Raw genomic sequence first — 24,059 nt, 5'->3', positions numbered from 1 at the left:
GGCTCTGCGTATTACCTCAATTTCTAAAGAATCTAGTGGTTGATAGAGTCCACCTTTCAATCTTCTAACATAGAAGATATTCTCCATAAAATTAATATTATTTATCGATTGAAAACAGCGTAAAAATTCAATTAAGAATAGGCTATAATGGCGTTCAGGATAACCTCCCTTGATTTGTTACTCTCAACAAAGCGTCAATTTCAGTTTGAGTTAGAAATTTACGTTACTTCATATAACCCTTTATTATTGGCAAACATCAATCCAGGATGCCTCTGTTAACTCAACTAAACGTTGTGGTGATATCCTTAATGCGCTATTTATCGATCCCGCGGCAGGAACAACTTCCTGGTACATTTTAAGAGATATATCGCAATACACTGGTAAATTAGTAGGAAGACCAAAAGGGCAAACACCACCAACAGGATGCCCTGTCAATTCCACAACTTCATCAGCTCTAAGCATTCTAGCCTTACCACCTAAAGCTTGCTTCACTTTTAAATTATCAAGCCGTGCTTCACCTGCACAAACAACAAGAACTACAGTATTTTTTACTTTAAGTGATAAGGTTTTTGCAATTTGATTAGGTTCTACATTATGAACATTTGCAGCTTGTTCAACTGTTGCAGTAATACCCTCAGTCTCAATAATTTCTATGTCTGGTGCATGATGTGCAATAAATTCTTTAACCGATTCAATACTCATTATTTTCCTCTTTATATAAATCAATATAACTTATGGCAAGCAATTATTATTAACTGAAAAGTTAGACTTTTATACTGAAAAAACTTCAATATAAAAAACCTTTATTGTTATTGTCCACTCCCCCTAAAATGAGACAGCTATAATTAGATTTTCTGCCCTAACCATTGCAGAGGTCATGAAGAAAAAAGTCCGTTTTACTGAAACTCAAATCGTTAATATCTTAAAACTCGCTGATTCTGGTATGAAAGTGGAAGATATATGCCGCCAAAATGGAATTAGCAATGCCACCTATTACAATTGGAAATCAAAGTACGATGGTATGGAAGCTAATGATGTTAAAAGATTAAAAGAACTAGAAGACGAAAATACTAAGCTCAAAAAATGTTTGCGGAAGTTAGCCTTGAAAATCATGCGATGAAGGAACTTTTTGCAAAAAAGGGTTGGTAGTGGCTGAGAAGAAGTCCTGCGCTCAATCGTTAAAACAGGCAGGTTTATCAGTCAGTAAGGCTTGTCAGTTAACGTCGTTATCCGGAGCAACGTTTTACCGTCAACCCGTTGATTGGCGTAAAAAAGGCGGTGTAGTGATTGATGCCATACAAACTGTTTTAGCAAAATCGCCTCAGTCAGGTTTCTGGAAATGCTATTTCCGGTTAAGATTTCAAGGCTATCCCTTTAATCATAAACGAGTTTATCGCGTTTATTGTCGCTTAGGGCTAAACCTGAAGCGGCGGACTAAAAAAACGCTGCAGAAACGAGAAAAAAGACCATTAGTGATTGAAAAAGTCTCGAATATTCAATGGGCACTAGATTTTGTACATGACAGTTTATATTGTGGCAAGCGTTTCAGAACATTGAATATTATTGATGAAGGAACACATGAATGCTTGGCGATTGAAGTGGATACATCGTTGCCAGCTGAACGGGTTATTAGAGTGCTTGAACGCTTAAAAGTTGACAGAGGACTGCCGAAACAAATACGCGTGGATAATGGACCTGAGCTTATTTCAACCAACCTATTGAATTATTCTACAAATAATCGAGTCGAGCTATGCCATATTCAACTCGGTAAGCCACAACAAAATGGTTTTATCGAACGTTTTAATGGCTCATTCCGTCGTGAATTTTTAAATGCGTATTTATTTGAGTCATTAAGCCAAGTACGTGAAATGGTGTGGTTTTGGCAACAAGATTATAACCAAAACCGAACACACGAAAGCTTAAATCACCTCCCACCAGAGGCATATAGTAAACAGTTAGAAAACTCTAAGTTGGCGTGTCTCAATTAATGGAGAGTGGACATTATAACTAAAGATAAAATAATAAGATTAGACCCTTAAATGGTTTTATTCCAGACAATGATGGCACAAAAAAAATGTAGCATTACCTCATAGTTTTCGACTATTTTCTTCCAACGGGTGAGTCACGATTAAAGGGCTTGTTGCAAAAATTACCTAAGTGATAAACACTCACGGCATTATTCACCACTTTAGGGTAAACTCCTGCCACCAAACGAGTTTAAATGGAAACATTTTGCGCCAGCCATCATCCTTTGGTGCTTACGTTGGTATGGCTCTACACCGTTAAGCTACGAAATGCTGGCTGAACGGGGGATTTCGGTTCACCGTTCAACGATTTTTCGTTGGTTTATTGAATATGCCCCACTTCTTCGTAAAAAACTCAAAAAGTATCAATTCCTTCGAGATGTTCCCTTCTGGCAGCTCGATGAAACTTGCGTCAAAGTGAATGGAAAATGGGTTTACCTTTACCGGGCCATTGATAAACACGGGGAGACATTGGATGTTTATTTTTCACCTAAACGTAATCGTTATGCCGCCTATAAATTTCTCAAACGGGTATTAAAACCTTATCGCTCCGAGTGGCAACCCAAAACCTTAAACACCGATAAGCATGCTGCTTACGGTTACGCCATAGCCCACTTAATTAAAGAAGGGAAACTCCGAGCTGACGTGAAATAACGGCAAATCAAAACCCTCAACAATCGGATTGAATCTGATCACGCCCCGATTAAAAAATTGATTGTGACGACAGGTGGTTTCAAATCCGCTAAGTGTGCGTAGTCAACTCTCCAAGGGTTTGAAATGTTGCGAAAACTGAATAAAGGTCAATTTAATGAATGGCTACGTCGTGACGAACCCGATTTCGAGTGCAGGAGAGATCTGCCTTTATGAATAGATTATTCAATGTAGAGACCGTTTTAGCTTGAAATGCCCGATTAAAGTCGAGCAAAAAACGCACAAATTTATTATTTGCAACAAGCCCACACTTTCTATGCTTTCCTACTATCCATAGCCTAGAAGTTCAATCCCCCACAGGCTATGGTAGTTACTTTTTATCGCAGACCTAAAGGTAGTTAGGCATCAACAAATAAAACTTTACCGTTAATAAATCCATCAACAGAACGTTGAAAGGCTTTCCCGACTAATTTGCCTGGAACAGGCTGGAAGCCTGGCAACATTGGACCGTATACATCCCAGGCTTCTTCCAGTACGGTTGAATTTACCACGTTAATACGAATGCCACGTGGCAGTTCATTAGCTACACACTGCACGAAAGTATCGATAGCACCACTAGTAGTCGCATCAGCGATTGAGCCAGAAATAGGTTTCACATTATGAATACCTGAGATTAAAGTGAATGAACCACAATCATTAATGTATTCGATACCCACTTTAACGGTATTAATTTGACCAAGCATTTTACTCTGCACAGTCAGCGACCATTGTTCGTCAGTCATGTCAACAAAATTGGCGTACTCACAGTGTCCAACTGCGTTAACTACAGCGTCAAAAGAACCAACTTTCTCGAAAAGAAGTCTTAGAGATTCAGTGCTAGTTATATCCACCTGATAATCAGTGCCGTTTCCTGAACGGCTAGCAGTCATAACGTTATGATCTTCCAAGCCCGTTAGGGCTGCTTTACCCATCTTTCCCTGTGCCCCAATCAGAATAACTGTTTTCATTACTTACCTCGGATATGTTTACTGAAAACAAATAAATCATATATTGGATATGATACAATTTAAATTAAAATTCGATTGTATGAGATACAACTTAAAATGGATTCTATTGATATCAAACATATGCGTGTATTTTTACTACTAGTTAAAGAACCCAATGTCACAAAGGTAGCTTTAAAACTGGGTATCTCTCAGCAGGCGGTTAGTATATACCTAAAAAAACTCAGAGCTTATTTCAGCATCGAGTTGTTTGTACGCAGGAACTCAGGACTAGAGGCAACCGACTATGCACTTTCCCTTGAGCCTAAGGTAGAGAAAATTCTGGATGGAGTAAATAGGCTCCGTTCGCCCCAGATATTTAATCCTAATATTCAGGATTTTAGCATCAGTATAATGGCCAACGAATACGCACAACTTATTTAAATCCCATCCTTCCTGAAGGTACTTCATATTCTAGCGCCGCGAGCCAGCATTGAAATCAAAGACTTCAATGCTGACTATCACGTTGAGAGTCTTAATTCTGGAGGGATCGATCTGGTCTTGGGTTTTTCGAACCATATTGATGCTGGACTAATACGAAAAAACATCCTACGTGAAGAATACTGCTGTGTGGTTAGAAATGGCTCAGCCATTCCAAAAAAACTCGAAATGAATATGCTATTTTCAGGCATTCCCGCCGTTAAGTTTGCTCCAAGTGCTGGTAATATAGAAAATCTGGTTGATGATTTTTTTAACAATGCAGGGTTGAAAAACAATATTATAGCTACGTTACCCTGTTATACGACTCTTAGTGCTTTTTTCGCAGCGAATGATGCTATTGCATTCATTACTGCAGCGATAGGGGCACAGGGTAATTTTTGTAAACTGGAAACTAAAGAACAAATGGTTCCGTTTGATGTGACCGTCGCATGGCATCGAAAAAGCAATGATAATCCATTTCGTATATGGCTAACTAAAATACTAGAAAAGACAGTGAAGTCAGAAATAGAAAGGAATATTTGAGCTTATTTTGTTCACTTTAGAAGGCTTTGTTACAAATGACATGATGTGGTTGAATCCTTGAACCTCAGTTATACTATCATTAGATGCTCTTTAATTGTCGTATGGGTAGTTTCGAGGGACTAAAACTCTGGTGTGATGTTTAATAACTGGCTTAAGAATGAAGCTCGCTTATTTGTGGTCAAACATGCAAATTATTTTTCATGGCCCTAAGACTAGAGAGTAAAAATCTGTCAGTTCAAAAGAGTTCTGCACATGACCCGAGTTATGTAGACGGGGCCATCACACATCGTTCAAGCCCCATAACTTAGATGATTCTATATTGTTACACAGCCAAATCCAGTCCACTCAGGATCTCAACGATTCATGGTGCGACTCAGTCGCTTCGTAAATGCAAGCGGTATGATCAGTACAATTGTAGCGAGTAGCACCTCCAGTCCATCGAAAGATCCAACTAATTCTATGCCCTGAGCTATATAACCAAGCAAAGCGGAACCCAGCAAGACACTAAGATGCCCTAGCATGCTAGCGGCCGCAATAGGGAGTTTCTTATAACTGTGCTCGTCCCTACTCAGCTCATGTTGGTAAAATACCGTCAGTGTTAAGAAAAAAACTAGTTCTTTAAGAGTTAAATGACAGCCGAGGTTCTGAGTAAAACTGAAATATGCCTCTGTTTATCTGACGTGGTAGCAAGGCTTTTTTAAAGTTTCAGAGAACACCTAGAGTTTCCCCCTTTGGAGCGTTGTTGCTAATAGTAATGGTAGAGCCAACAGTGCTAAGACGACAAGCATTGTGAGCCGAAGACCGATATGTTCGCCAATGAAGCCTAGTAACGGAGGGCCTACCAGAAATGCCATGTAGCCTATCGTGGCTAGAACCGCGATGCGGGCAGATGTGTCGTGACCAACAGAGGCACCAGCTGACATCGCCACGGGAAATCCCAGTGATGCCCCGATCCCCCAGAGGAACACACCGACACCTGCGACAAATAAGGATGGGGCCAGAACGACGATCAGTATTCCAATGGCACCTATGAGTGCACTCGCGCGAATTACTTGAACAGGGCCGAAGCGGCGTAGCACGCCCACACCCAGAAATCGACCCAAAGTCATCGTAGCAGCGAATGCGATGAACAGAAGGGACCCAATGGCCTCGGACGTTTCGTGGGCATCCACAATCAGCAGCGGTAGCCAGTCGTTAGCTGAACCTTCGGCCAGAGCCACAGCCAGAACTATTGAACCAATAAGGATGAGTTTGGGATCGTCCTTGATGGTGGACACGAAACCTCTTTTTTTTCCTGAATCCATTGAGCGTGCGCCATGCGCTCCGGTCACACCGTAGGTGACATAGATCAGCATTGGGCTCAATAGTACACAAATGAAGAGCATGTGTGAGCTGACTGATAGGCCTTGTGCGACCAGCATCAGGCCACATACGGCACCTAAAGTCGTACCTAAGCTGAAGCAGCCGTGCACCAGGGTCAACACCGGGCGAGCAAGACCACGTTCCACATGCGCCCCCAGCACGTTGACAGCAACCTCGGCTTGAGCCATTCCGAAACCGACCAGTCCTAACCCCAAACCTGTAATCCAAGCTTGAGCAATGTGTGTACCGCTCGACAGAATGCACAGACCTATCAAAGCTAGCATCATCCCAACGGAGACTGCACGGTCTGCACCAATGCGAGCTACGATGTTGCCGGCTAAGAGAATCCCGCCCATCGAGCCTATCGAGAACCCAAAAAGGATGAGTCCCATCTCTGCAGTGGATGCATCCAATACGTCACGGATTGAGGGGGTTCGCACGATCCATGAGGCCATCACGAAACCGAGTACAAGGAAACACCCGAACAATGCCCTGCGAGTTTTGAGATATTTTATATTTTCAGTATTCATACCCATTTTTCATTTAATAGCTAGTAAAAGGAGTTAATGAGTTATTAATAAAATTATTCAGCAACATCTACTTTTATCCCCATTTCAATAAATTCTTTAATAATTATTGAACTAATATTATTTTCAATCACTAGAACGTCAATCTCACTTATTTCAGCTAACTTATAAGGGGCAATAGTTCCTACTTTGTTTGAGGTAACAGCAACTACAACACGAGAGCTTTGCTCTAGTAAGCAACGTTTAAATTCAGCTTCTTCAGGATCAAATGCCGTAACGCCTAAAGTCTTATCGACACCACATGCACCAAGAATTAATACATCTATATAGATTTTTTTTAATTCTTGAATAGTTGTATTACCTAAGCAAGCCCCTTTGCTTTGATTAAAAATTCCACCCAGCACAATGACTTTACAAAGAGGGTGTTCAGATAGTGCGACAGCAACTGCTGGTGCATTTGTTATGACTGTAATGTTTTTTGTTTTAGGAAGCTCAGATGCAATGGTAATATTAGTAGAACTCGCATCTATAAATATGGTTTGGTAATCTTCAATATATTTAATGACTTGCTTGGAGAGGTGATGTTTATTTTCAACTAAGTCGGTCATTCGTTGCTTTATATTCCCAGAATTTGGAGCGGGTAACAAAGCTCCACCATAAACCCTGCGGCATAAACCTAAGCGTGTTAATTCTCGAAGATCCCGTCTTACTGCATCTTCTGATACATTGAATTCTTTTGCTAATTCAGCAGCAATTACTCTCCCATTTTCTGCCAATTGAGCAAGGATATAATCTTGGCGCTCTTGACTGAGCATATGACACCTCTTAATTTGATTTCTTGTTTTTACTCATTCTTTCATGTTTCATCCGAATTTTCAATATTTGATATTTTTTGAAAGTTTTATATTTTACTTTTAAGTAGATGGCTAACTACACCTATCTACTGAGGTAATCTATTGAAAAGAGGAGCCTCGCTATTTACTTGACTTTTTTATGCTCTGTAATCTAGGTACGGTTATTAGCCCTAACTTATTAAATTTAAATCATAAAATGCATTTAAAACCTAAATATAAGAAATGTATACACTAAGGCTCGATGTGTTCATTTTTATTATACTAAAGTGTGAATTATGCTCTGCGAATGTATTTTGAGGGGCTCGTTGCCCAGATGTTTGTTGGCCACAGCATAGTTTAGGTGTTATTGCTTTTAGTTTCGAATCATTCAATATATTATTGTTTATAAAGATATTTTTTGACATTTATAAGTTAAAAATTTATTCCATAAGTTACTCATAATATCCCCATAATTTAATGATTTAATTATACTCAATTGGTTAATTGGTTAATTGGTTAATTGGTTGATCTTGATCATGAGTATTTTGGCTTGATTGAATCACAATTATCATTGTTATTTCGATTTTGTGATGGGCTCTAATGCCATTTTTGACTATTTATAATAAATAAAGAAAATGCGTGGAACATTAAATATGAAAATAAAAGAAATGTTAAAAGCATCTGTATCACGACGAGATGCATTGACTGTTAGTGCTAAATTAAGTGCTGCAATTGCACTTGGTAATACAATCTCTTTGCCTTTTTCTACAACCGCGGGGGCATCATCCCCCCAAAAAACACCATCTGCTGAAATTGTCCAACATAGCGCTTGCTTAGTTAACTGCGGCAGTCGTTGCCCACTTAAAGTTATTGTGAAGGATGATAGAATTGTTCGTATTGAGCCTGAAGATGTAAAAAACGATTCTATTTTTGGTGAGCATCAGATTCGGCCTTGCTTACGCGGACGTTCTAGTCGCTGGCGTGTCTATAGCCCTGATCGTATTAAATACCCAATGAAACGTGTTGGTAAAAGGGGAGAGGGTAAGTTTAAGCGTATATCATGGGATGAAGCGACAGCTTTAGTGGCTGCTGAATTGAATCGTGTAACAGAGACATATGGACGTGAGGCAATTTATTATAATTATTCTACAGGTGCTATAGGGCATAACACCCAAGGAACACATGCTTGGGAGCGCCTTTTAAATTTGTCAGGGGGTTATCTCAATTTTCACAATAGTTATTCAGATGCTCAAATTAATGTTGCATCAGAATTTTCATATGGAAAATATGAAGGAAGCCATTTTACACAAATTGCCCATTCTGACCTTGTAGTTTTATTTGGTTTAAATTTATCTGAGACAAGAATGTCAGGTGGAGGTCAGGTAGAAGAGCTTCGTCGTGCAATTGACAAATCAAAAGCCCGAGTAATTATTATTGATCCTCGTTATACCGACTCTATAGTAACCGAAAATGCGGAATGGCTGCCTATTAGACCAACTACCGATGCTGCACTTGTTGCTGGAATTGCATACACATTGATCACTGAAAATTTAATCGATGAAAGCCAAGTCAACAAATATTGTGTTGGCTATGACCGTAGTACTTTACCTGATACTGCTCCAGTAAATGCTAGTTATAAAGATTATGTCATGGGAACGGGTGAGGATGGTATCGTAAAAACGGCTGAGTGGTCCGCTGATATTTGTGGTATCCCTGCGAGCCGAATTCGGCAACTAGCTCGTGAATTATCCGCTGCTAATGCTTGTTATATATGTCAGGGATGGGGACCTCAGCGTCACGCAAATGGAGAACAAACCGTACGTGCTATCCAACTTCTTCCTATACTTACTGGACATTTTGGACTGCAGGGAACAAATAGTGGTAACTGGCCTTACGGTACCCCGTATGGCGTACCTGCATTACCTACCGGAGTTAATCCGGTTAAAACCTCAATTTCTTTCTATCTTTGGACTGATGCAATTAAAAACCCCGAAAAAATCACATCACAGACTATGGGTATAGGGTTAAAAGGTGCTGAGCAGCTAAAAACGGGAATTAAGTTAATAATCAATCAGTCAAGCAATGTCTTATTGAACCAGCACAGTGAGATAAGTCGTACACGTAAAATTATTTCAGATGAAGCACTCTGTGAAACTATTATTGTCATTGAGAATCATATGACACCTAGTGCTAAGTATGCAGATATTCTATTACCGGAAACTAGCTACCTTGAAGCGGAAGATTTGATTGATAGTTCATATGCTGTGGGCTCCCATAATTATATGATTGCATTTCAAAAATCTATTACGCCTATGTGGGAAGTACGTAGTACTTACGATATTTGTGCAGATATTGCAGAACATCTGGGCCTTAGAGATGAATATACAGAAGGTCGGACTCAAGGGCAGTGGGCTGAAATACTTTATGAACAAGTTAGAGAAAAACGTTCATATTTACCTGAATGGAATAAAGCTAAGAATATGGGATTGATTGATCAAGGAATTGCCACCGAAGAGCAGAGTATAGCTTTTGCTGATTTTCGTGCTGATCCGGAAGCGAACCCATTGTCAACACCGTCAGGAAAGTTCGAAATTTACTCACAGTCACTGGCTGATTTAGCTAAAAATTTACCATTACAGGGATATGAACGAATTCCTGCAGTACCAGAGTTTTGTGTGGTACAAGAATCACACCTTAATAAGGAACTGACTGTAAAATACCCGTTGCAACTGACTGGCTTTCATACCAAAGGGCATACCCACTCAACTTACACTAATGTACCAATGTTACGTGAAGCAGTTCCTGATGAGGTGTGGATTAACCAGTTAGATGCTAATGAGCGTAAGCTAATGTCTGGCGATCTAGTGCATATATTTAACGACCGGGGGGTAATAGAAGTTCCTTGTAAAGTGACTAATCGAATATTACCTGGGGTGGTTGCCATGCCACAAGGTGCGTGGACTCAACTAGATAGCAACGGTGTAGATATTGGGGGATGCCTTAATACTTTAACTAAATATCAACCATCCCCCTTGGCAAAAGCAAATCCTCATCATACTAACCTAGTCGAAATTAAGCGCGCATAAGGAGTAACAAAAATGAAACAGTATGGTTTTTATGTTGACTCCTCGCGCTGCTCTGGTTGTAAAACGTGCCAGATAAGTTGCAAGGATAATAAAGATTTAGATGTCGGACCTAAATTACGTCGAGTATATGAATATGGTGGAGGTAGTTGGGTAAAAGAAGGTAATAGTTGGCATAATAATACTTTTTCCTATTATCTATCCATCGCCTGTAACCATTGTGATGATCCAGCCTGTGTGTCAGGCTGTCCTACAGGTGCTATGCACAAACGTAAAGAAGATGGCTTGGTATTAGTTAACGAGGACATTTGTGTTGGGTGTCGTTATTGTGAAATGCGGTGCCCGTACGGAGCACCGCAATTCGATGCTAAGGCTAAACTGATGCGCAAGTGTGATGGTTGTATTGATAGACTAGAAAAAAATCTACGTCCGATCTGCGTGGACTCTTGTCCACAACGTGCGTTAGATTTTGGCCCAATTGATGAATTGAGAGTTCGATACGGAACTGAAAACCAGATTGCACCATTACCAACTGCATCGCTAACCCACCCTAACCTCATTATTAAACCACATCCAAACTCGCGAGCTTCAGGTGATACAGAGGGTGCAATCATGAATATTCGGGAGGTGCGCCATGCATGAGCTACCTTTGGTATTCTTTACAGTATTTACACAAAGCGCTGTGGGCGCATTTATCATGTTGCAGATTAGCGGTGCTTTGGGTCATATTAATGAACGACGGAAGGCTATTGGCCTTTTTATTATGGTATGTTTTTTTGGCTTAGGCGCTATTATCGGTATTTTCCACATTGGTCAGCCGCTCCGTGCAATAAATATGTTGTTTCGTGTCGGACTTTCTCCAATGAGTAATGAAATTGTACTTTCTGCTGTGTTTGGTGCTCTGGGAGGGGTTAGCGCTCTTGGTCTACTGCTGAAGCGTAGCGCAAAAGCTATGTATAATACAATAGCATGGTTGTCGGCGGCGGTAGGTTTTGTATTTTTATTTGCAATTCCACAGGTTTATCAGTTACCTACTGTAGATACTTGGAGTTCATCTTATACGACAGCAATAATGATGTTGACACCATTGATTGGTGGAGGAACGTTAGCTGCACTGTTTGGTGCTCACCGCCTGGGGTTGCTAGTGAGTATTATAGCAATCTTGGTTAGCTTTATCATACGCCCAGGATATTTATCGATGCTAATGAATGCTAATGTTGCCTTGACAACTGCACAAAATAGTTGGTTTATTGTTCAAGCTGCTTTTCTGGCTGCTAGCATAGCTGCTGCAATTGGTTATATGTTACTTAAATCTGAAAAGATAATTTTTATGATGGCAGTCGTGGTGCTTATGGCTGAGCTGGTTGGTCGAATAGCCTTCTATAATTTATGGTCGCTACCGATGTAATCTTTTTTGAGGTAAAAGACTACCATGCATACAGGAGTTAAGCGTAAGCATGGTAGTGTGTCGCTTTTCTATTTGATACTTACATCTGCTGTATTCTAGGTACGTAATTTTATTACTCATCTTTGAGAGGCTATTACAAATAAATAATATGGATCTTCTAAATTTGATTAATCAAATAAATTACCCATTCAAACTTTGCAACAGTGTCGAAAAAAGACCATTAGTGGTTGAAAATACCCTCGAATGTTCTATGGGCGCTGGATTTTGTACATGACAGTTTATATTGTGGTAAGCGCTTCAGGACACTCAATATTATTGATGAAGGAACACGTGAATGTTTGGCGATTGAGGTTGGTACATCATTACCCGCGGAGCGCATTATAAGAGTGCTTGAGCGCTTAAAAACCGAAAGAGGATTGCTGAAACAAATTCGAGTTGATAATGGCCCTGAATTAATCTCAGTTAATCTATTGAATTATTAAGTTTTACTGTGTCATATTCAACTGGGTAAACCGCAACAAAATGGCTTTATCTAACGTTTTAATGGCCCGTTTCACCGTGAGTTTTTAAATGAGTATTTATTTAAATCATTAAGCTAGTTTCGAGAAATGGTGTGGCTTTGGCAATAAAATTATAACCTTCACCGAACCCATGAAAATTTAAATCACCTCCCACAGAGGCATATCGCAAATCGTTAGAAATTTCTAGTTTGGTGTGTCTCAATTAATGGGTAGTGAACAAGATCCATTAAATAATGATAAAAAGTGCTTAGAATCGATTATGTAAAGAATTAGCTACGTAAAACTTATTTTGAAGAAAAAGAGGTATTCACGAGTAAACAACATGAATGTAACTAAAGAAAAAAACCTGTAGAGTGAAGTTACAAACCGCGCCCTAGGAGCAGAGTGCCTATTATTAGGCTTTTAGATGATAATTTCAGTGAATTACTGTTCTCATTGTCAATAAACGAAAAAGTAGTCAGTGTTTAATAGAAATATAATACTCAGTCCGCCTGATTAAAGCGTCACTGTGTTGGTAAAGATATCTAACCATGAAAAATAATTTTATCTACACATTCTACCACAATAACCTTTATATCAACTTTGGCTATGGATAATAGTCACCACTCATTGAATTGAATACATTCCAATTTTTATCTAGAACTCACATCTTCATTTTTATTTAATCCAATGAATTTATATGACACTGATAACCATAATATCAGTAATGAGCGCCCAAAGCAGAATAGAATAAATGACAGCCATAAACCATTATTACCATAATAAGGAATAAGAATATTAGAGGATAATAACCATATAATGACACTAATTATCATTGAGTTACGAATCGATGAGACATAATTAATACCACAAAATAATCCGTATATCATCAATCCCATGGCAATCGATATTGGAAAAAATGCAAGCCAGTTGCTGTATGTTAACGCTAAGGTTAAAATGTTATCCTGATTCGTAAAGAGCCGTAAAACATACGAATCAAAGACTAACCAATTTAGCGTCAAAACGAGAGATACACCAATACCAGAAATGACAGCGTATCCTGCGACTTTATTATATAACTTACTATTTTTTAGTCCTTTAGACTGACCACTTAATATGCTGATAGCATTAGCGAAGCCATCATACACATAAGCCATTAAATATTGAACTTGGAAAAGAATACTATTTGCGGCTAAAACTTCGACACCTAAGTCACTGCTGTGCGAAATAAAGAGGTTGGTGACAATCAATAAACAGATTGTTCGTATAAGTAAGTCACCATTAATCAAAATTATTTCACGTAAAGATGATGGCGATAAATAGGATTTCAGTTCATCTAAGGTTAATTTTATCACCCTCATTCTATTAATCAGTATGAGTCCAATAACCGTCGTCCCGATTTGTGCGAGTAACGTTGCAATTGCAACACCTTTGACGTTTAAATGAAAATACCAAACTAAGATGACCGATAAACAAATATTCGCTAAGTTAATGAAAAGTTGTAAATACAATACCAATTTCACATGAGATTTACCCATCAAAAAACCGATAATAACATAGTTTATCAAGGTAAATGGTGCGCCAAAAATGAGGATTTCATAGTACTGTTTGGCGTATAGATAGACTTCAGGGGAAGGGGATGATATTTGAATAAATGATTCAAATATCATCGAGCGAAATAAAATAAATAGCCCCCCCAATATGAGCGCAATAAAGAGTGGTCGCACAAAGGCGCTGCTTAGCTGAGCTTGATTGTCTAAGGCTTGGGCAGCAAAGCTGGTTGTACTAATCCGTAAAAAACCAAGTAACCAGTACAATGTATTAAAAATAACTGTACTAATCGTAACGCCAGCGATAAAGCTCGGATTTGGCAAATGCCCCACTAAAGCTGTATCGACAGCACCCAGTAAGGGGACTGTGATTGTTGATAGCGTCAATGGCACGACTAGCAACAAGTAACGTTTGAAGGTAACTTCTTGCTTTTGTACTGATTTTATTGTCATAATTTACGGTTGAATAGCAATATTATAGTTTGTTATTGTTAATGATGTCTTTGAGTCGTTTATCTGATTTACCTGGGGCTTTATACGTTCTGAAATTATCCGGAAGGTTTGCTTCACCGACTTTAACCACCATGACCATTCCCATTGAAAAATGGGGTGTACATTGGATACCATAAAAACCAGGAATATCAAATGGCACTTCAAGCTCCTCATTGATTTTTCCTTTAAATAATGCGCTGCCTTCTGGCCTTAATTCCGGAATAGATGCGGCATTATGGCTTTTATGTGTCGCAATAAACTTAATGGAGTCACCCGGTTTGATTTCAATGTAGTCTGGTTCAAAAACCATCGGCCCATTTTGTCCGCGATTAAGCATTTTAACCTCATGGACTTCGGCATAAGACGAAGCAACTAACACGAAAAAGCTTAAAATAGCTATTAATGACTGACGCATAGTATTACCTTATAAAGTTAACATGATTGAATAAAACGAATAAATGGCAATCCTGCTGGATCTTGATAGCATTCAACTTCGACTTTAAATATCTGTTTGATCGATTCTTTTGTTAAGACTTCGTTTGGAATACCTTCTTTAACTATACATCCCCGATCAATCACCAGTAAGCGGTCACAGTACATGGCGGCATGATTTAAATCATGCAAAACAGCCACAGTCGTCAGTTGCAGTTTTTTAACAAGACTGAGTAAATTCAGTTGATGATGCACATCTAAATTATTGGTCGGTTCATCCAGAATGATTAATTGAGGCTTTTGGACTAGCCCTCTCGCGATGTGTAATCGCTGCCGCTCACCGCCCGATAATGTTGGCCATAACTGATTTCCCTTTGCTTGCATATCAACAATGTCTAAAGCATGATTGACGATTTCATCATCTTTTTTTGACCAAGGAGATAGAAGACTCAAATAGGGGGTTCGTCCAAGTTCAACAGATTGCTTAGCGGTGATGTGATCTTCAGTATCAATATGTTGGCGTACAAAAGCAACCTGTTGAGCGATCATTCTCGGTTTCAATGTACTTAAGGCATGACCAAATAAAGTGACTTGCCCTCGAGTTGGTTTTCTAATCCCAGAAAGTAAGGAGACTAAAGAGCTTTTCCCTGAACCATTCGGTCCCACTATCCCCACAAATTCATTTGGCTTAATATGTAATGAAATACCATTGATAATCTCTTTATTACCACTTTTCCAATATAGATCTTCCGCTAAGATAGCCATGATCTAACGTGCTCTCCGACTTAATATTAATGCAAATATGGGTGCGCCAACTAACGCCGTAATCACACCAATAGGTAACACTTGCCCAATAATGATTGTTCGCGAAACAATATCAGCCGCCACTAAAAAAATGGCTCCCGTGATTGCCACTGCAGGCAAGAGACGATGGTGTTTTAAGCCTACAATAGAACGGGTTGCATGAGGGATGACTAGCCCAACAAAACCAATTGCACCCACGATACTGACCATTGTTGCCGTAATCAACGTGGCACAAATAATTAAAATAGCATACGTTCGTTTTACGGGTATCCCAAGGGATGCCGCGGATTCACCACCAAATGTAAATGCATCAAGTGACCTGGCATACCAAAGAAAAACAAGCAGCCCAATCAGCGTAATTGGAAAAGCGAGCGACACATCAGGCCATCTAACGCCTGACAAACTGCCTAATAGCCAGAACATAATCCCACGGGTTTGTTCAGCGCTGGCCGAGTGTGTAATGATAAAAGAGGTCAATGCGTTAAAAAGCTGCGAGCCTGCTATCCCAGCAAGAATAACGCCCCCATTTCCCTTTCCCGCTCGAAATGCCAGTAAAGAGACAAGCACGAAGGCGACAATAGCACCGACAAAGGCACCAAATGAAACAGAAAGGGTACCCGCCCCCACACCTAATACCACAATGGCAACAGCCCCTGTAGATGCCCCCGCAGATATGCCTAATAGATAAGGGTCAGCCAGTAAATTACGCAAAAGTGCTTGCAGGATTGTGCCTGATAAGGCTAGTCCCATCCCACATAACGCAGCAATAACCGTTCGGCTTAACCGATAATTCCAAACAATGCCCTCTTCGATCCTATCGAGTGGATAACCCGCACTCCACATTTTGTTGGCAATCACTTTTAGCACAACGTCAAAAGGAATAAAAATTTCCCCAATCGCTGTCCCAGCTAATATAGTAAGACAAAGAACCAGCGCTGCAAGCAGCACCAGTCCTATGCGGTTTAAGATATTTAATGCCATTTTTTATTGAAGATTCATTTTAGACAATGCATCTGCCACTTTTTCTAATCCTTCCATTGTTCTCAATGTCGGATTCATAGATTGTGCACCAATCACAATAATTCGTTGGTTTTCAACTGCAGGCATTAATTTTAAAACAGGATCATTTTTTAAGTATGCTAACTTAACGTTGACATCATCGAGAGGAAAACGACGTCGATTCATATCACCAACAACGATAACGGTTGGGTTTTCACGGACAATATTTTCCCAGCTAACCGTTGGCCATTCTTCTTCAGTGGTGACAATGTTCTTAACTCCAAGACTTGACATGATAAATCCTGGTGCACCTTTTGCCCCCGCAACATATGGGTCAGACTCGGCATCTGCACTTGAGAACCAGAATAGTGCGGAGGTATTTGCGGGTAAGTTTTGAACTTTTTTCTTCGCCGCTAATTCTCTATTTTTCAAATCTGTAATTAATTTTTCACCACGATCTTGTACATCAAAAATGTTAGCCAGATCTGAAATCTCTTTGTATATCAATTCCATGTTAAATGCATCTTTTCGAACACCATCACCGCCTTCACTGTTGTCTTTACCCACACAGTCAGCAGGCGAAGTATACACGGGAATATTTAGCTCTGAAAATTGTTCAACCGTTGCAACTACCCCCACATCGCCAATTTGCCATTGGAATTGGTTAGTAATTAAATCCGGTTTTTTGGCAATGATACTTTCAAAGCTGACGTCGTTGTCCGCTAAAACATCAATTTTGTCATTAACCTCTTTGAATTCAGCTAGAACCGGTTCAACCCATAGGGATGTCCCCACCACTTTGTCCGCTAATCCCAAAGAATAAAGAATTTCTATTGTCCCTTGTCCTATACCCACAACTCGCTCTGGTGCTTTATCGAAAGTTAAAGCGTGTCCACAGCTGTCAATGGTTAAGGGATAATGGCTTTTTTCTGCTAACGCGGCCGATGCAAATAACTGTGCGCCAGCAATGATAGGAAGGGCGAATCGGAGTACCTTTTTCATGTAAATACCTATTAAGAAAAAATCAGCATTGATAGTAAAAATACATCCCGGAATATACAGAGATATTTTTTTTATGTTTTATTCGGGTGTATTTAATATCATAAAAACTGAACAATTCAAATGATAATAATTTCCATTTGTGATAGCATACTTTATTGAATTAATACTTTTTAAAAAATAATAATTTAATATCAATGAGTTATAATTAAATAAAAACATTATAAAAAATCAAATAAAAATTAAATACATAAAATCGTTATCATTATGTTAATTAATATTTACTATTGGTGTTTTTATTCTAACGGAAGGATCATGATTTAAATTTAATAATAAATAATATTTTACTCTGCCTTTTTACTTTTTTATTTATAGCTTGTTCTTATGTATTTTAATTGTTTCAGATTGTTAAAATATTATTACAGGGCCCCAAGAATGAATGAAAACAAAACACAAGTAGATCAACTCACTCGTCGGAAAAGTATACTGCGACTCACACAGATTATAGGTACCGCAGGGATTGCTATTGCGGCGTGGCCATTAATCATGACATTTGGCCCAGATAAACGGAATTTAGTCAGCAGTGGACCGATGGACATTAATCTCGAAAATATGCAACCAGGGCAAGTTTTAAAAAAAATCTGGCGAGATAAGCTTGTTATCGTTCGATATCGTACAGAAGATGAAATCATCGCAGCCCAAGCAGACAACACGGCAAAGCTGTTAGATCCTGAACCTGATTCACAGCGAGTGAAGGTAGGCCATGAACGTTGGCTTGTTGTCTTTGGAAATTGCCCCCATGCAGGCTGTATTCCAAGAGAAGTTAAACACCCTGATATAGGCTGGGTTTGCCCTTGTCATGGCTCTGAGTTCGACAATTCTGGTCGCGTGGTTAAAGGTCCGTCGACAACCAATTTAATGGTGCCAGATTACATCTTTTTGAATGATGGTTTAACATTACGTATTGGTGTAAAGGACGCTTAAATGTCGCGACAAAACCATTCAAAAATAGCGGAAAAAAAAGCTAAAAATTCTATTTTTACGATTTTTAAAGCAATACCATTGCCTAAAACCACTCGAGGCCTCTGGTTTTTTGGTATCGGAACTATTTTACTTTTAATGTTGCTGGTACAAATTATTTCAGGCGTCATTTTAGCCATGTTTTATGTTCCTACAGCAGAACTTGCTTTTGACTCTATTATTCATATTGTCAGGAATGTGAACCAAGGTGAATTAGTTCGAAATATGCACACAATAGGCGCATCACTGTTTTTTGCAGCCTGCTATATCCATATGTTTCGAGGCATGTACTACAGTGTTTATCGCCGCCCCTATATAAAAATGTGGATGGTGAGCGTAACACTGTATGTTTTATTGATGGTGACGGCATTTCTTGGTTATAGCCTGATTTGGGGGCAAAAGAGTTATTGGGCCGCAACCGTTATGACGGAATTTAGCAAAGCTATCCCGTTTGTTGGTGGCACAATACACGAGTATGTCGTTGGTGGGTTTTCTGCTGGAACACCAATGATAGGGCGATTTTTTGTCCTACATTTCATCATCCCCTTTATTATTGTTATATTTACGATTATTCATATCCGTACAGTAAAACAAGCCTTTGCTAAGGCAATTAAACAGCCTTTTACAGAAAAACAGCAGCAAAAATTATTATTTAATTTTCAAATAACCAATGATGACATGATAAAGACGACCCTCTTTTGCATGGTTTTTGTCTGGTTTTTATTTTTTGCGCCTCAGTATTTAATGCATGCCGATAATTTTATCAAAGCGGATCCAACAGTGACACCTGAAATTGTCGCACCAGAATGGTATTTTCTGATGTTTTTTTCCATTCTCCGTTGCTTCCCTAATGAGCTTGTTGGTCTCGTTGCGATGTTCGCAGCCATGCTCGTTTTTTATTTCCTACCTTGGTTAGATAATTCGAAATCACGTTTTCGTCATTACCACCCCATTATCAAAACCGCATTTTGGCTTTGGGTTGCTAATGCGATGCTGCTAACTTGGTTGGGGTCTAAAGCATTAACAGGACCCGATTTAATTAATGTATTTAGCGAAAATAATCAGGAAAGTGGCTGGGTTAGGCCATTATCTCAAGCTTCTACACTTATTTATTTTGCTTATTTCTTTATTGTTCTTCCTTCTCGTCGATATATCGAGGTTCAAGATTAATCATGATGAAAAAATATCACCAAATAGTCATCGTGTTTTTCTATTCATTATTAATACTTTGTAAACCCGTTTATGCGGATGAGCCGTTGCCGCCAACTGAAACCCCACAACAGCAAAATTGGGCATATTCAGGGTTATTTGGCCAATATGACAAAGAGCAACTTCGGCGTGGATTGCAGGTTTATCAAGAAAAATGCCAAGCCTGCCATAGCCTGAATTATCTTGGATTTCATCAGTTAACTGATGTGGGCGGGCCTGAGCTTTCTATTGATAAAGCGAGATCTATTGCTGCGGAGAATGTCTTTCCCGCCATCAACGACATGGGGGAGATTATTGAGCGGCCAGGCACTCTTGCGGATCATTTTCCGTCACCTTTTGCCAATACGCAAGAAGCCATTTATCTCAATAATGGAAAGGAACCGGTTGACTTAACCTATATTACACGTGCTCGCGGTTATGATCGTGGTTTTCCGCAATCTTTATTTGATATGTTTACGCCTTACACCGATCAAGGCTCAGATTATGTCTTTGCGCTTTTAACGGGGTATTCTGACGCGATCCCTGAAACCGAGACGACGGTGTTTAACCGTTATTTTCCGGGTGGCATGATCTTAATGCCGAAGCAGTTAAATGATGGAGACATTGAATACCCTATTGATGCCACAGGCAAAAAAGCACCGGAAACCGCGGAGCAATATGCTCGAGATGTCACGGCTTTCTTGGCATGGACAGCGGACCCTTATCTGGAAAGCAGAAAAAATACGGGGTGGATTGTGCTCGGGTATTTTACTGTTTTTCTGGTGTTGTTGCTCGCGTTAAATGCGCAGAGGAAAAAAATCCAGCGTGCGAAGGAGTACCAATAATTTTTTCGATTTCTGTTTACTAACTGAGCTCTGTTTGCCAACTGCAATTATCGTATCTTGGCGGATTTTATGGGGCTAAAAAAGTCAGTAAAGCGCCAGTGGTGCGCGCTTTACTTGCTAATAAATGAGGTTATTTGATTTGGTCAATCAGTGATTTTGATACAAACCAGCGTGAGCCATTATAGACATTGACGCCATCTGAGGTAACTTCGTTATCATTTAACCAAGCAACGCTTTTGTTACGAGGGATCCGTAGAGTTTGGGCGCCTTTTGTGACCACTAAAACAGGGTTTTCTGCATCAGATAAGTCCTCACTGACGGTCGCACCTTTAGCACTAAACTCCGCATTTGCGTCAAGGAACAATTGCTCAGTTGCCTGCTGCAAGTTGACATCAAGTGCGGATGCCATGAAATGAGCGACCTCAGTGTTATCCATTAAGCCACCCAGTAAACGGCCGCGTGGATCATAGCTATACAGCACCACATCTTCACCCGTGTGACCATTTGTCGTGAAACCAATTTTGGCTCTTTGAGCAAGAATAGGGCCGATAACATAATTGAGTGCACCCGATTTAGCCCCCATGATGCTATTAACTTCTTCATCCGTTAAGTCATCTACGCCCAGCCATTGTGTTGCTAATGCGCGGATCTTTACAGCATCTTGTTTGGCTGACTGACTTTCGAGAATAGCTTCAAAACCTTCGCCAGTGACTTTTGCCTTTTTCAGCGGGTTAATGAAGCGGGTCCAATGGGTTTTATCATAGTTCTCTGAGGTAGAGCGGTCACCAATTGAAATACCCGAGTTACCGTGATCAGTCATCGCGACGATTAAGGTATTTCCATCTTTTTTAGCAAAATCAACCGCTTTAGCGACAGCATCATCGAAAGCTAATACATCACTAATAATACCAACGGGATCATTGGCATGGGCAGCCCAGTCAACTTTAGAGCCTTCAACCATGAGGAAGAATCCATCTGGGTTTTGCGATAATACATCAATGGCCTTCTGAGTCATTTGTGCCAGTGAAGGTTCAAGCGCTGCATCACGATCTAAATCATAGGAAAGCGCGGTGTGTTCATCAGTTTTACCGAAAACGCCAACAAGTTTCTTACCTGAAAACGCATCTAGCTGCTTCGGTGTATTGACAATGTTGTACCCTCGAGATGACAGTATTTTCGCCATATCTTCTTTATCTGCACGATTTTCAGGTTTGAGATATTTAGCCCCACCACCTAAAATAACATCCAGATTATTGTAGACAATTTGTTCTGTTAGATTGTCATAGCTTTTGCGCGAAGGGTCGTGGGCACTAAAGTCAGCGGGGGTTGCATGCATAAATTCACTTGTACTAATTATCCCCACGGAACGGCCACTAAGGCGTGATGCTTCGAGCAATGTAGCGACTGGACGAAGCTCTTCACCTTGACTTGGTGTTTTAACACCAGGCCAATCATATTTCTTACCCGTACTTGCAATATTGCCACTTTGGGACTTCCAGCCTGAAGAAATGGCAGAGCCTGCGGGGGCGGAATCTGCAATAGTCCCATCACCATTCCACGTCGTCATTAAACCGCTTGCTAGAGGATCAAGGGCAAGGGATTCGCCTTTATATAATCGAGCAAGTGTTGTACCAGTGACACTCATCCCATCTGGGATCATGACAATCACATTCTTAACGGTTTGAGGCTTCTCACTGGTATTCGCAGCGGCGGAGAATAGCGGAAAAGTGAGTGAAATTGAAATAGCACTATAAGCAAGTGACTTTAGAAAGCGCATAAATAATTTATTCCCTGTCGAAATAATAAAATTTGTGAGCTTGGAGAATAGGAAATAGATATTTCAGTATTATTAAGATGATTAAAAAAATAAAGATTAAGATTATTCTGATGAGAAGGTAATATATTAATATATGCCTTAAGGCATATAACCGTTATTTACTGATCCTTTGTGTAACAATAAATAGCCGGTTATTGCCTTAATCACATCTATTTAGGATGACCTCGTTACGCTTAATTAGCTGGCCATACTTCTTTGGCAATCTCATTCACTAAGGCTATTTTATCCCATTGCTGTTGCTCTGATAATGCATTCCCTTCTTCTGTAGATGCAAAGCCGCATTGTGTGCTTAAACATAATTGCTCTAATGGAAGGTATTTGGCTGCTTCATAAATACGCGAGATAACTTCTGCTTTCTTTTCTAGCTCCCCTGTTTTTGATGAAATGAGCCCAAGAACAACTTTTTTCCCTTGAGTTACGTGTGCTAAAGGTGAAAAATCGCCGGCGCGGTCAGTATCAAATTCTAGGTAGTAAGCGGAGACATTTTCTCGCCCAAAAAGAACTTCAGCAATGGGTTCATAGCCCCCGCTTGCAGCCCATGTTGAACGGTAATTTCCACGGCAGACATGGGTTGTCAAAACAAGGTCACTTGGTGCATTGAATACAGCTTGGTTATTCAATGTGAGCAAGGTTTCAGCTAAGGCTTTTACATCGTCGCTGATGACCGTTTGGTTCGGATGGCAATCACAGCTTGAATGTGCGGTTTTCTCTGCAATACCAGAATTGTGGTAACGCGAATCAACCATCATGCCCCATGTACAATCATCAAGTTGAAGATTACGGCAACCAGCTTGATATAATTCAATAATGAACGTCTGATATGCCTTAGCAATATCACTCATTAATGTTTCTTGTTCTGGGTAAAATTGCTGTGTACTCTCTCTATTTTCAGGGCGATACAGTTCTTTAAAAAATTGGGCTGGCGCTGGGATCGTTAGGCGAGGAACAATGTTATTTTCAGCAAAAGGCAGTAAAAATTTAAAATGTTCAATAAAAGGGTGGTTTTCACCACTGATTTTACTGGTTAGACGCGCAGTTTCAGGCCGAGTTTCAATTCCATCAAAGGTATATCCTTTTGACAAAATTGATTTTTCAACCCCATTTAGCCCCCACATAAAATCTAAATGCCACCAACTGCGACGGAATTCACCGTCAGTAATCACAGAAAGTCCTGCCGCTTTTTGTTTTTCGATTAATTCAATGATAGCTTTATTTTCAATCAACTCAAATTCATCTGCTAATATATGACCGTTAGCAAAATCACGGCGAGCTGTATGCAAATATTCAGGGCGGAGGTAGCTGCCAACAACATCCGCTTTAAATGGGGGGGTGAAAGTTGCCATGTTAATATCTTTCCTCTCTATTCAATTAAGTCATTCAAGATATCATTAATATATGCATGACATGAGGAATAAAATTCACTGGTAAATGAAATTTATTCAATTTTCTGATGATATTATTACTTAATGAAATCAACTAATACATCCGTAGATAAATGT

General features: G+C 39.7%; 19 protein-coding genes and 4 pseudogenes. 11 read left to right on the top strand and 12 right to left on the bottom strand.

Annotated elements, in window-relative coordinates:
- Positions 1–243: 243 nt before the first annotated feature.
- Positions 244–702, bottom strand: a complete 459-nt coding sequence (locus tag AABS66_RS19025) for a YbaK/EbsC family protein (RefSeq protein WP_430225307.1) — start codon at positions 700–702, stop codon at positions 244–246.
- Positions 703–877: 175 nt separating this feature from the next.
- On the opposite strand from AABS66_RS19025, the pseudogene AABS66_RS19020 reads away from it, so the two are divergent.
- Positions 878–1,988 (top strand): annotated as a pseudogene (locus AABS66_RS19020) (IS3 family transposase).
- 47 nt (positions 1,989–2,035) lie between these two features.
- Here AABS66_RS19020 and AABS66_RS19015 read toward each other — a convergent pair.
- A pseudogene (locus tag AABS66_RS19015) lies at positions 2,036–2,122 on the bottom strand (IS5/IS1182 family transposase); the annotation flags it as partial.
- A gap of 79 nt (positions 2,123–2,201) precedes the next feature.
- Between AABS66_RS19015 and AABS66_RS19010 the strand changes: the two are divergent.
- Positions 2,202–2,926, top strand: a pseudogene (locus tag AABS66_RS19010) (IS6 family transposase).
- A gap of 147 nt (positions 2,927–3,073) precedes the next feature.
- On the opposite strand, the gene AABS66_RS19005 reads toward AABS66_RS19010, so the two are convergent.
- Positions 3,074–3,682 carry a short chain dehydrogenase gene (locus AABS66_RS19005; RefSeq protein ID WP_430225306.1) on the bottom strand — a complete coding sequence of 203 codons (609 nt, stop codon included), beginning with the start codon at positions 3,680–3,682 and terminating at the stop codon, positions 3,074–3,076.
- Positions 3,683–3,778: 96 nt separating this feature from the next.
- On the opposite strand from AABS66_RS19005, the gene AABS66_RS19000 reads away from it, so the two are divergent.
- Together AABS66_RS19000 and AABS66_RS18995 are read left to right on the top strand one after the other, a co-directional pair.
- Positions 3,779–4,102, top strand: coding sequence for a LysR family transcriptional regulator (locus AABS66_RS19000; protein ID WP_430225305.1), 324 nt, complete (start codon positions 3,779–3,781; stop codon positions 4,100–4,102).
- Complete coding sequence (locus AABS66_RS18995) at positions 4,103–4,681, top strand: LysR substrate-binding domain-containing protein (protein ID WP_430225322.1); 579 nt, start codon at positions 4,103–4,105, stop codon at positions 4,679–4,681. It abuts the gene before it with no gap.
- Positions 4,682–5,397: 716 nt separating this feature from the next.
- Here the strand turns inward: AABS66_RS18995 and AABS66_RS18990 are convergent.
- Both AABS66_RS18990 and AABS66_RS18985 read right to left on the bottom strand, forming a co-directional pair.
- A complete protein-coding gene (locus AABS66_RS18990) occupies positions 5,398–6,573 on the bottom strand; it encodes an MFS transporter (protein ID WP_430225304.1) in 1,176 nt (391 codons plus the stop codon).
- Positions 6,574–6,626: 53 nt separating this feature from the next.
- Positions 6,627–7,385, bottom strand: a complete 759-nt coding sequence (locus AABS66_RS18985; protein WP_430225303.1) for a DeoR/GlpR family DNA-binding transcription regulator — start codon at positions 7,383–7,385, stop codon at positions 6,627–6,629.
- A gap of 671 nt (positions 7,386–8,056) precedes the next feature.
- Here AABS66_RS18985 and AABS66_RS18980 point away from each other — a divergent pair.
- From AABS66_RS18980 to AABS66_RS18965, 4 genes and pseudogenes are all read left to right on the top strand, one after another.
- On the top strand, positions 8,057–10,489 hold the full coding sequence (locus AABS66_RS18980; protein WP_430225302.1) for a DMSO/selenate family reductase complex A subunit: 2,433 nt from the start codon (positions 8,057–8,059) through the stop codon (positions 10,487–10,489).
- Positions 10,490–10,501: 12 nt separating this feature from the next.
- Positions 10,502–11,128 (top strand): DMSO/selenate family reductase complex B subunit, encoded by a 627-nt coding sequence (locus AABS66_RS18975; protein ID WP_430225301.1) that lies wholly within the window; start codon positions 10,502–10,504, stop codon positions 11,126–11,128.
- Complete coding sequence (locus AABS66_RS18970) at positions 11,121–11,894, top strand: dimethyl sulfoxide reductase anchor subunit family protein (RefSeq protein ID WP_430225300.1); 774 nt, start codon at positions 11,121–11,123, stop codon at positions 11,892–11,894. Before AABS66_RS18975 ends, AABS66_RS18970 begins: the two co-directional genes overlap by 8 nt.
- Before the next feature lie 242 nt (positions 11,895–12,136).
- Positions 12,137–12,621: pseudogene (locus AABS66_RS18965) on the top strand (transposase); the annotation flags it as partial.
- A 426-nt stretch (positions 12,622–13,047) separates the two neighbouring features.
- Here the strand turns inward: AABS66_RS18965 and AABS66_RS18960 are convergent.
- Genes AABS66_RS18960 through AABS66_RS18940 form a run of 5 tightly spaced genes read right to left on the bottom strand, consistent with a single transcriptional unit; the run spans position 13,048 to position 17,673 of the window.
- Positions 13,048–14,397 (bottom strand): MATE family efflux transporter, encoded by a 1,350-nt coding sequence (locus AABS66_RS18960; protein ID WP_430225299.1) that lies wholly within the window; start codon positions 14,395–14,397, stop codon positions 13,048–13,050.
- A 22-nt stretch (positions 14,398–14,419) separates the two neighbouring features.
- On the bottom strand, positions 14,420–14,851 hold the full coding sequence (locus tag AABS66_RS18955; RefSeq protein WP_273804968.1) for a pseudoazurin: 432 nt from the start codon (positions 14,849–14,851) through the stop codon (positions 14,420–14,422).
- A gap of 17 nt (positions 14,852–14,868) precedes the next feature.
- Entirely contained in the window at positions 14,869–15,633 is a 765-nt protein-coding gene (locus AABS66_RS18950) for an ABC transporter ATP-binding protein (protein ID WP_272573763.1), read from the bottom strand.
- 3 nt (positions 15,634–15,636) lie between these two features.
- Entirely contained in the window at positions 15,637–16,653 is a 1,017-nt protein-coding gene (locus AABS66_RS18945) for a FecCD family ABC transporter permease (protein WP_272573762.1), read from the bottom strand.
- A 3-nt stretch (positions 16,654–16,656) separates the two neighbouring features.
- A complete protein-coding gene (locus AABS66_RS18940; protein WP_272573761.1) occupies positions 16,657–17,673 on the bottom strand; it encodes an ABC transporter substrate-binding protein in 1,017 nt (338 codons plus the stop codon).
- Positions 17,674–18,105: 432 nt separating this feature from the next.
- Between AABS66_RS18940 and petA the strand changes: the two genes are divergently transcribed.
- Genes petA through AABS66_RS18925 form a run of 3 tightly spaced genes read left to right on the top strand, consistent with a single transcriptional unit; the run spans position 18,106 to position 20,723 of the window.
- Positions 18,106–18,654, top strand: coding sequence for a ubiquinol-cytochrome c reductase iron-sulfur subunit (gene petA / locus AABS66_RS18935; protein ID WP_272573760.1), 549 nt, complete (start codon positions 18,106–18,108; stop codon positions 18,652–18,654).
- Positions 18,655–19,860, top strand: a complete 1,206-nt coding sequence (locus AABS66_RS18930; protein ID WP_272573759.1) for a cytochrome b — start codon at positions 18,655–18,657, stop codon at positions 19,858–19,860. It abuts the gene before it with no gap.
- Positions 19,861–19,862: 2 nt separating this feature from the next.
- Positions 19,863–20,723, top strand: coding sequence for a cytochrome c1 (locus tag AABS66_RS18925; protein WP_272573757.1), 861 nt, complete (start codon positions 19,863–19,865; stop codon positions 20,721–20,723).
- A 130-nt stretch (positions 20,724–20,853) separates the two neighbouring features.
- On the opposite strand, the gene AABS66_RS18920 is transcribed toward AABS66_RS18925, so the two are convergent.
- Entirely contained in the window at positions 20,854–22,500 is a 1,647-nt protein-coding gene (locus tag AABS66_RS18920) for an alkaline phosphatase (RefSeq protein WP_272573756.1), read from the bottom strand.
- Between the two features lie 233 nt (positions 22,501–22,733).
- Positions 22,734–23,903 (bottom strand): 5-methyltetrahydropteroyltriglutamate--homocysteine S-methyltransferase, encoded by a 1,170-nt coding sequence (locus AABS66_RS18915; protein ID WP_272573755.1) that lies wholly within the window; start codon positions 23,901–23,903, stop codon positions 22,734–22,736.
- Between the last annotated feature and the right edge of the window lie 156 nt (positions 23,904–24,059).

This window comes from Providencia sp. SP181, from assembly GCF_050446505.1.
Lineage (GTDB): Bacteria > Pseudomonadota > Gammaproteobacteria > Enterobacterales > Enterobacteriaceae > Providencia > Providencia vermicola.
This window is presented reverse-complemented; position numbering and strand designations above follow the sequence as displayed.

Coding starts and splice junctions, on each gene's coding strand:
- AABS66_RS19025 (WP_430225307.1), bottom strand. CDS start 702: ATGAGTATTGAATCGGTTAAAGAATTTATTGCACATCATGCACCAGAC.
- AABS66_RS19005 (WP_430225306.1), bottom strand. CDS start 3,682: ATGAAAACAGTTATTCTGATTGGGGCACAGGGAAAGATGGGTAAAGCA.
- AABS66_RS19000 (WP_430225305.1), top strand. CDS start 3,779: ATGGATTCTATTGATATCAAACATATGCGTGTATTTTTACTACTAGTT.
- AABS66_RS18990 (WP_430225304.1), bottom strand. CDS start 6,573: ATGAATACTGAAAATATAAAATATCTCAAAACTCGCAGGGCATTGTTC.
- AABS66_RS18985 (WP_430225303.1), bottom strand. CDS start 7,385: ATGCTCAGTCAAGAGCGCCAAGATTATATCCTTGCTCAATTGGCAGAA.
- AABS66_RS18980 (WP_430225302.1), top strand. CDS start 8,057: ATGAAAATAAAAGAAATGTTAAAAGCATCTGTATCACGACGAGATGCA.
- AABS66_RS18975 (WP_430225301.1), top strand. CDS start 10,502: ATGAAACAGTATGGTTTTTATGTTGACTCCTCGCGCTGCTCTGGTTGT.
- AABS66_RS18970 (WP_430225300.1), top strand. CDS start 11,121: ATGCATGAGCTACCTTTGGTATTCTTTACAGTATTTACACAAAGCGCT.
- AABS66_RS18960 (WP_430225299.1), bottom strand. CDS start 14,397: ATGACAATAAAATCAGTACAAAAGCAAGAAGTTACCTTCAAACGTTAC.
- AABS66_RS18955 (WP_273804968.1), bottom strand. CDS start 14,851: ATGCGTCAGTCATTAATAGCTATTTTAAGCTTTTTCGTGTTAGTTGCT.
- AABS66_RS18950 (WP_272573763.1), bottom strand. CDS start 15,633: ATGGCTATCTTAGCGGAAGATCTATATTGGAAAAGTGGTAATAAAGAG.
- AABS66_RS18945 (WP_272573762.1), bottom strand. CDS start 16,653: ATGGCATTAAATATCTTAAACCGCATAGGACTGGTGCTGCTTGCAGCG.
- AABS66_RS18940 (WP_272573761.1), bottom strand. CDS start 17,673: ATGAAAAAGGTACTCCGATTCGCCCTTCCTATCATTGCTGGCGCACAG.
- petA (WP_272573760.1), top strand. CDS start 18,106: ATGAATGAAAACAAAACACAAGTAGATCAACTCACTCGTCGGAAAAGT.
- AABS66_RS18930 (WP_272573759.1), top strand. CDS start 18,655: ATGTCGCGACAAAACCATTCAAAAATAGCGGAAAAAAAAGCTAAAAAT.
- AABS66_RS18925 (WP_272573757.1), top strand. CDS start 19,863: ATGATGAAAAAATATCACCAAATAGTCATCGTGTTTTTCTATTCATTA.
- AABS66_RS18920 (WP_272573756.1), bottom strand. CDS start 22,500: ATGCGCTTTCTAAAGTCACTTGCTTATAGTGCTATTTCAATTTCACTC.
- AABS66_RS18915 (WP_272573755.1), bottom strand. CDS start 23,903: ATGGCAACTTTCACCCCCCCATTTAAAGCGGATGTTGTTGGCAGCTAC.